Genomic DNA, 5,629 nt, shown 5'->3' on the forward strand with positions numbered 1-5,629 from the left:
GTTCCATCGCCTTGTATTGCACCAGCACGAAGGCGCCATAAGTCTCGTTGTAGTAGATCAGGTCAGCGCCGGTCTGTTCTTCCAGGGGCGTCCGGTTCGCCATGATCACCGTGAGTGCCTGACGGCGATCGCTTCGATTCTTGAAGACCATGGCCGCGACGTTGGAGGCATCGCGGATGGCGTTGAACCCGGGCAAGGATGTGAAATCTTTGATGATCATCACATCTTCGCGGACGCGTGCGCCCGGCAAGCCCTTCGAGGAAGGAAGCCGGTCTTCCAGGCGTCGGCGACCAGGAGAGCATTTCAGCCCGCGGCACCCCTGCGATCGCAAGTGCAAGTCCTAGGGATTCCTTTTGGACGGCGAGATTTTCTCTTTCTTTCGATGTCAGATCGCGGATGGCCCGGGCGCGGTTCTCCGAAAATCGCGCCAGCCTCGTCGCCAGCCCGGGATCGCTTGCCGTTAATGCGTCCACCACGGCCGCGAACGTCTTGGGCGGTAGCAATCCGCCGTCGCCGAGGATGCGACGAAGTGGTGCTCTGAATTTTGCGGGAACGAGGTCGACAAGTTCTTCAAATGGAAGGGGTCGTTCCAATCTCTGCAACTCGGTCATGTTGAGACGGGCTAAGCCGGTCCCCGCTGACATAATACCCTTTCGGCCGTGTGCGATGTGTGTGATTGCGCCGTCGCGAAAGCACGCCAGCACGACCAACGCTTTGCTACCGTAGGAAAAGCTAGGCACGGGTTCGGCGACATACCGCGTGACGTCATGCCGATTTTCTTCAGCGTAACTCAGAATAATGTCACGCCGGCCCTCCGGAACATGGAGGACGTAAGCGGTTGCGGCAGACATGAGAGATGTCCTTCAGACGGAAATTCGACGAGTGGCGCAATCCGCAAAAGGTAAGTTCAAGGACACGGTTGTAAGGGGAACCCACCACAATTGGGGAGGCTGCAACCAAAAACCGCGTTTGTTTCTCCGTTTTCCGGTTAAGGAGAAAATAAAGAACATCTGCCGCCCAAGGCGACCTTGGGCTTCCGACGGGGCGACGCTTCAAGGTGCGTTCCCAAGGCCAGAAAGGTGAAAGTCGTCGAATTCCCTGCAATCAGGGCTGACTCCGGATCCTTTATTGAAGTTTTCATAAACAACCTTTAATATGGATGTATTTCGGGCCTCCGTAGCCAAGGTTTTCCATGAAACGCGACCAACTCAGCCATGCTGTCCGGGAGCGACTGAAAAGGCTCCCGCCGCCGTTCGATTCCCATTATGGGGTCGTTCCGCTGCCGCCGCCCGAGGAGGGGATTGCGCTGGGGCCGGCTCTCGCACGGCTGAAGGCGGCGGACGCGGCCCTTGTCAGAATTGAGACACTCGCGGCGGAACTCAAGGACCCCTACCTTATCAGCCGTATATTGCCCCGGCGCGAGGCTGTGAGCAGTTCGTCGATCGAAGGGACGAATAGTACACTCGACGAACTGCTGTCAGTTGAGGAAAGCGAAGACTCCCCGCAGGGCGAAGCCGCGGTGCAAGTGCGCGACTACGCGCTCGCGCTCGATGATTTTCTGCCGCGCGCGCGTAAAGAAAAGCTGGAGCTATTCACGACCGCCTTGGTTCAGGATTTGCATCGCGCCGTCATGCGTGGCGATGCTGATTATAAGGACAAACCCGGCGATTTCCGAGAGCGGGTGGTGTGGATCGGCGGCAGAGGCGACATCGCGTATTCGACCTACAATCCAACGCCTCCCGCCGATATCGCGCCCTGCCTCGAAGAGACCATGAAATACATGCGCTGCGAGGGGATGCAGGCGATGTACCAGAGCTTCATCGTTCGAATGTCGGTAGCGCACGCGCATTTCGAGGCGGTCCACCCATTCCGCGACGGCAACGGCCGCGTTGGACGTCTGCTGCTGCCGCTGATGATGGCGGCGGAGGGAATGATGCCGATATATCTCTCTCCCTACATCGAGGCCCATAAGACTGCCTATTACGATTCCCTCAAGGCGGCGCAGCAACGCCTGGAATGGCATGAAGCGGTTGGGTTCATGGCAGATGCAGTGGTCGGCACAACCGACGAGCTGCTCAGGACGCGCGAGGCCTTGGCCACACTTGGCGCTATGTGGCGCGAACGTCGAAAATTCCGGCAGGGCTCCGCCAGCCTTCGCGCACTCGATGTGTTACCACATTATCCAGTTCTAACCGTAAAGCGCTTGGCTAAACTTCTGGACATCACGGTGCAGGCGGCCTCTCAGGCAGTGGACCAACTCGTCGAGCGCAAGATTCTGGTGGAGCGTACCGGCTATGCCCGCAACCGCGTATTCACCGCGCCCGATGCGCTATCGATTATCAACCGTCCGTTCGGTGAAGATCCGATTCTTCCTTGAGAGGTCCCCGGCACAACCGACAAGGCAACAAATGATGAAGTCCGATGATCCGCGTTTGATCGAGAGAGCTGGTCCCGGTTGTCTGAACAGAGTTTCCGCGTCGATAGGTAGAGCCTCTGCCGGGGTTAGGCTGCTATGCGGAGTGGCAGCGGGGTGAAGTAGGCTTGATCCGGCGTGCCGCCGTCAAGACTCGAATGGGGACGCCTGCTGTTATAGAAGTCGAGATATCGGCCGATCGAGCTGCGCGCCTCGCTGACGCTGTCATAGGCCCGCAGGTACACCTCTTCATATTTGATGCTGCGCCAGAGCCGTTCAACAAACACGTTGTCCCGCCATGCGCCCTTGCCGTCCATGCTGATCGCGATGCCGTTGTCGGCGAGCACGCCGGTAAAAGCCTGTCCGGTGAACTGCGAGCCCTGGTCCGTGTTGAAGATGTCCGGCTTGCCGTGACGAGCCAAGGCATCCTCCAGCGTCTCGACGCAGAAGGCTGCTTCCATGGTGATCGACAGCCGCCACGACAAAACACGACGTGTTGCCCAGTCCAGCACTACGGCGAGATAGACGAAGCCACTCGCCATCGGGATGTAGGTGATGTCCATCGCCCAGACCTGGTTCGGTCGCCTGATCTCCATGCCGCGCAGCAGGTATGGATGGATCTTGTGGCCGGGCCCGGGTCTGGTGGTGCGCGGACGGCGATAGAGCGCCTCTATCCCCATCCGCCGCATCAGCGTCTTCACATGCCGGCGGCCGATCTTGCACCCCTCGGCAGCCAGCAAGCCTCTCAGCATTCGCGAGCCGGCGAAGGGAAACTCCAGATGCAGCCGGTCGAGACGCCGCATGATCGCGAGATCGGCGTCCGGCACCGGCCGCGGCAGGTAGTACACGCTGCCGCGGCTGATGTTCAAAGCCTCCGCTTGCCTGGTGATCGACAGCTCGTGCTCACGGTCGATCATCGCTTTGCGCTCAGCAATCCCGCCTTGGTGAGCGCTCCTTCTAAAAAACTATGCGCGGCGCTGCGCTCCCCCTGTGGGATAGAAACGGGCCTGCGCTAGATTGCGGACCGGAAGGGAGCGGCCGATACGATTTTGGTGGCAAGTGACCCCGTTAAAAAACCTGGTCCATGGGTTGTTGCGCACTTGAGAGTGGTGACGCCATCCGGCGATCCCGTTTAGGAATCTGACCAATAGCGCAGCCCAGCCCTTCTGCCGTCGTCAACAGGAGGATTCGAGATGAAGCAGAAGAGATCGAAACCCAAGATCTACCACAAGATGCCGATGGTCTACCCGAACGCGGCGGCCATCGACGTCGGGGCGACCATGCACATGGCCGCCGTAAGGGCTGATCGAACGTCCGAACCAGTGCGCAGCTTCGGTACCTTCACGACCGACCTACATCAGTTGGTGGATTGGTTCGCAGAGTGCGGCGTCGAGACGGTCGTCATGGAATCGACCAGCGTTTATTGGATTCCGATCTTCGAGCTCCTCGATGCCCGTGGCTTTATTGTATTACTCGTCAATGCCCGCGATGCCAAGCACGTGCCTGGACGCAAGACCGACGTCAGCGATGCGCAGTGGCTACAGCGGCTTCATTCTTACGGTCTGCTGCGTGCCAGTTTCCGGCCCAAAGACCAGATTGCCGAGCTGCGAGCATACGTACGTCAGCGCGAGCGTCTGCTCGAGTACGCGGCCTCTCATATCCAGCACATGCAGAAGGCGTTGATAGAGATGAATCTCCAACTCCACCACGTCGTCGCCGACATCGCTGGCGCGACTGGTCTGCGGATCATCCGCGCGATCCTCGCTGGCGAACATGACCCCAAGGTACTGGCATGCTTGCGTGATTATCGGTGTCACGCCAGTGCGGAGACCATCGAAAAGGCGCTCACCGGGAGCTACCGCGCCGAGCACCTGTTCGCGCTGGAGCAGGCACTCGCCCTCTACGACGCTTATCACGAAAAGGTATCGGCCTGCGACGCCCGGATCGAAGCCGTGTTGAAGGCACTGATCGTCCATCGCGGTCATGGCCATGGATCAGCGCCGCGGGCCTCGCGGCGTCGGAATCGATCCGATCAGGCGAACGCTCTAGCTTTCGACGTCCGCGAGGCGCTGTTCGCGTTGCTCGGAAAAGACATCACCCAGATCGACGGTCTCGGTTCCTACCTCTCGCTGAAGCTGATCGCCGAGTGCGGCGACGACCTCTCCGCCTGGGGGAGTGCAAAACACTTCACCTCATGGCTAGGCTTGGCGCCGAACAACAAGATCTCCGGCGGGAAGGTTCTGTCCTCTCGAACACGCCGTTGCGGCAGTCGGGCAGCGGCGCTCCTGCGCCTTTCCGCCGTAACTGTTGGACGCACCGATACCGCGTTGGGCGCATTCTACCGGCGGCTTTCGGCGCGCATCGGCAAGGCCAAGGCGGTGACCGCCACGGCACGCAAGATCGCCGTGCTGTTCTACAACGCCGTGCGTCACGGAATGGAGTACGTTGATCCTGGCGCGTCGTTCTACGAGACGCGTTATCGGTCACGGGTGATCGACAATCTACATCGACGCGCCAAATCTTTCGGATTTGTTCTCCGGCCTATTGAGCCGACACCGGAAGACGCCGTTTCTTAGGAATCGTTCTCCAGCGTCAGCTCCCCGATCTTGGCATGCAGCGACTTCACATCGATCGCAGGCGTGGCCGGCGCAGCGCCGCCAGGTCCAAAAACTCCGGAAGCGCCACCCTCCAGCTGCGCCTTCCACGCCGTAATCTGATTGGGGTGGACGTCGAACTGCTCGGCAAGCTGAGCTATCGTCCGGTCGCCCTTGACGGCGGCAAGCGCCACCTTCGCCTTGAAGGCCGGTGTGTGGTTTCGGCGTGCTCGTCTGCTCATCGTCGCTCCTGATTCGCAGGCACCAGCGTGCCCGCTGTCAGGCAGAAACTCCACTTACCGACCTGTTCAAATTTGCGGTGCCGGCTCTGAGAGCCACAAAGCGCTTAACTGAGGAGGTCAAAAAGCTGGACGATATGATCGTCACCGTTCTCAAATATCACGTCAGCGTAGAACGTTCGATGGTAATCATAGAAGTTTAAAAACACGCTGAAGCTACGAGTCAGCAGCAGATCCGGCTAGTCGGAAGACAACTTAATTTGCTTGCCGATGTGTTCACGCCAAAGACCGAGCCGCTTGATTCTGTATTCGACCAATTCAGCGGACGTACCAAATGACTGCGCAATCTCATCCGAAGAATATTTTTTGCTCACCGCTTCGAC

At 59.2% G+C, this 5,629-nt stretch carries 3 protein-coding genes and 2 pseudogenes; 2 read left to right on the forward strand and 3 right to left on the reverse strand.

The annotated features are described in order from the left end of the window. Positions 1–220 (reverse strand): hypothetical protein (locus FXV83_RS21440; protein WP_210250743.1); only part of this gene is annotated, 220 nt, incomplete at its 3' end. Positions 221–1,192: 972 nt separating this feature from the next. Here FXV83_RS21440 and FXV83_RS21445 point away from each other — a divergent pair. Further along, on the forward strand, positions 1,193–2,377 hold the full coding sequence (locus tag FXV83_RS21445; RefSeq protein ID WP_148741384.1) for a Fic family protein: 1,185 nt from the start codon (positions 1,193–1,195) through the stop codon (positions 2,375–2,377). Between the two features lie 125 nt (positions 2,378–2,502). Here the strand turns inward: FXV83_RS21445 and FXV83_RS21450 are convergent. Beyond that, positions 2,503–3,378 (reverse strand): annotated as a pseudogene (locus FXV83_RS21450) (IS3 family transposase); the annotation flags it as partial. A 228-nt stretch (positions 3,379–3,606) separates the two neighbouring features. Here FXV83_RS21450 and FXV83_RS21455 point away from each other — a divergent pair. Continuing rightward, positions 3,607–4,989, forward strand: coding sequence for an IS110 family RNA-guided transposase (locus FXV83_RS21455; protein ID WP_148741385.1), 1,383 nt, complete (start codon positions 3,607–3,609; stop codon positions 4,987–4,989). Positions 4,990–4,991: 2 nt separating this feature from the next. On the opposite strand, the pseudogene FXV83_RS21460 reads toward FXV83_RS21455, so the two are convergent. Then, positions 4,992–5,249: pseudogene (locus FXV83_RS21460) on the reverse strand (transposase); the annotation flags it as partial. Between the last annotated feature and the right edge of the window lie 380 nt (positions 5,250–5,629).

This window comes from Bradyrhizobium hipponense, assembly GCF_008123965.1.
GTDB lineage: Bacteria > Pseudomonadota > Alphaproteobacteria > Rhizobiales > Xanthobacteraceae > Bradyrhizobium > Bradyrhizobium hipponense.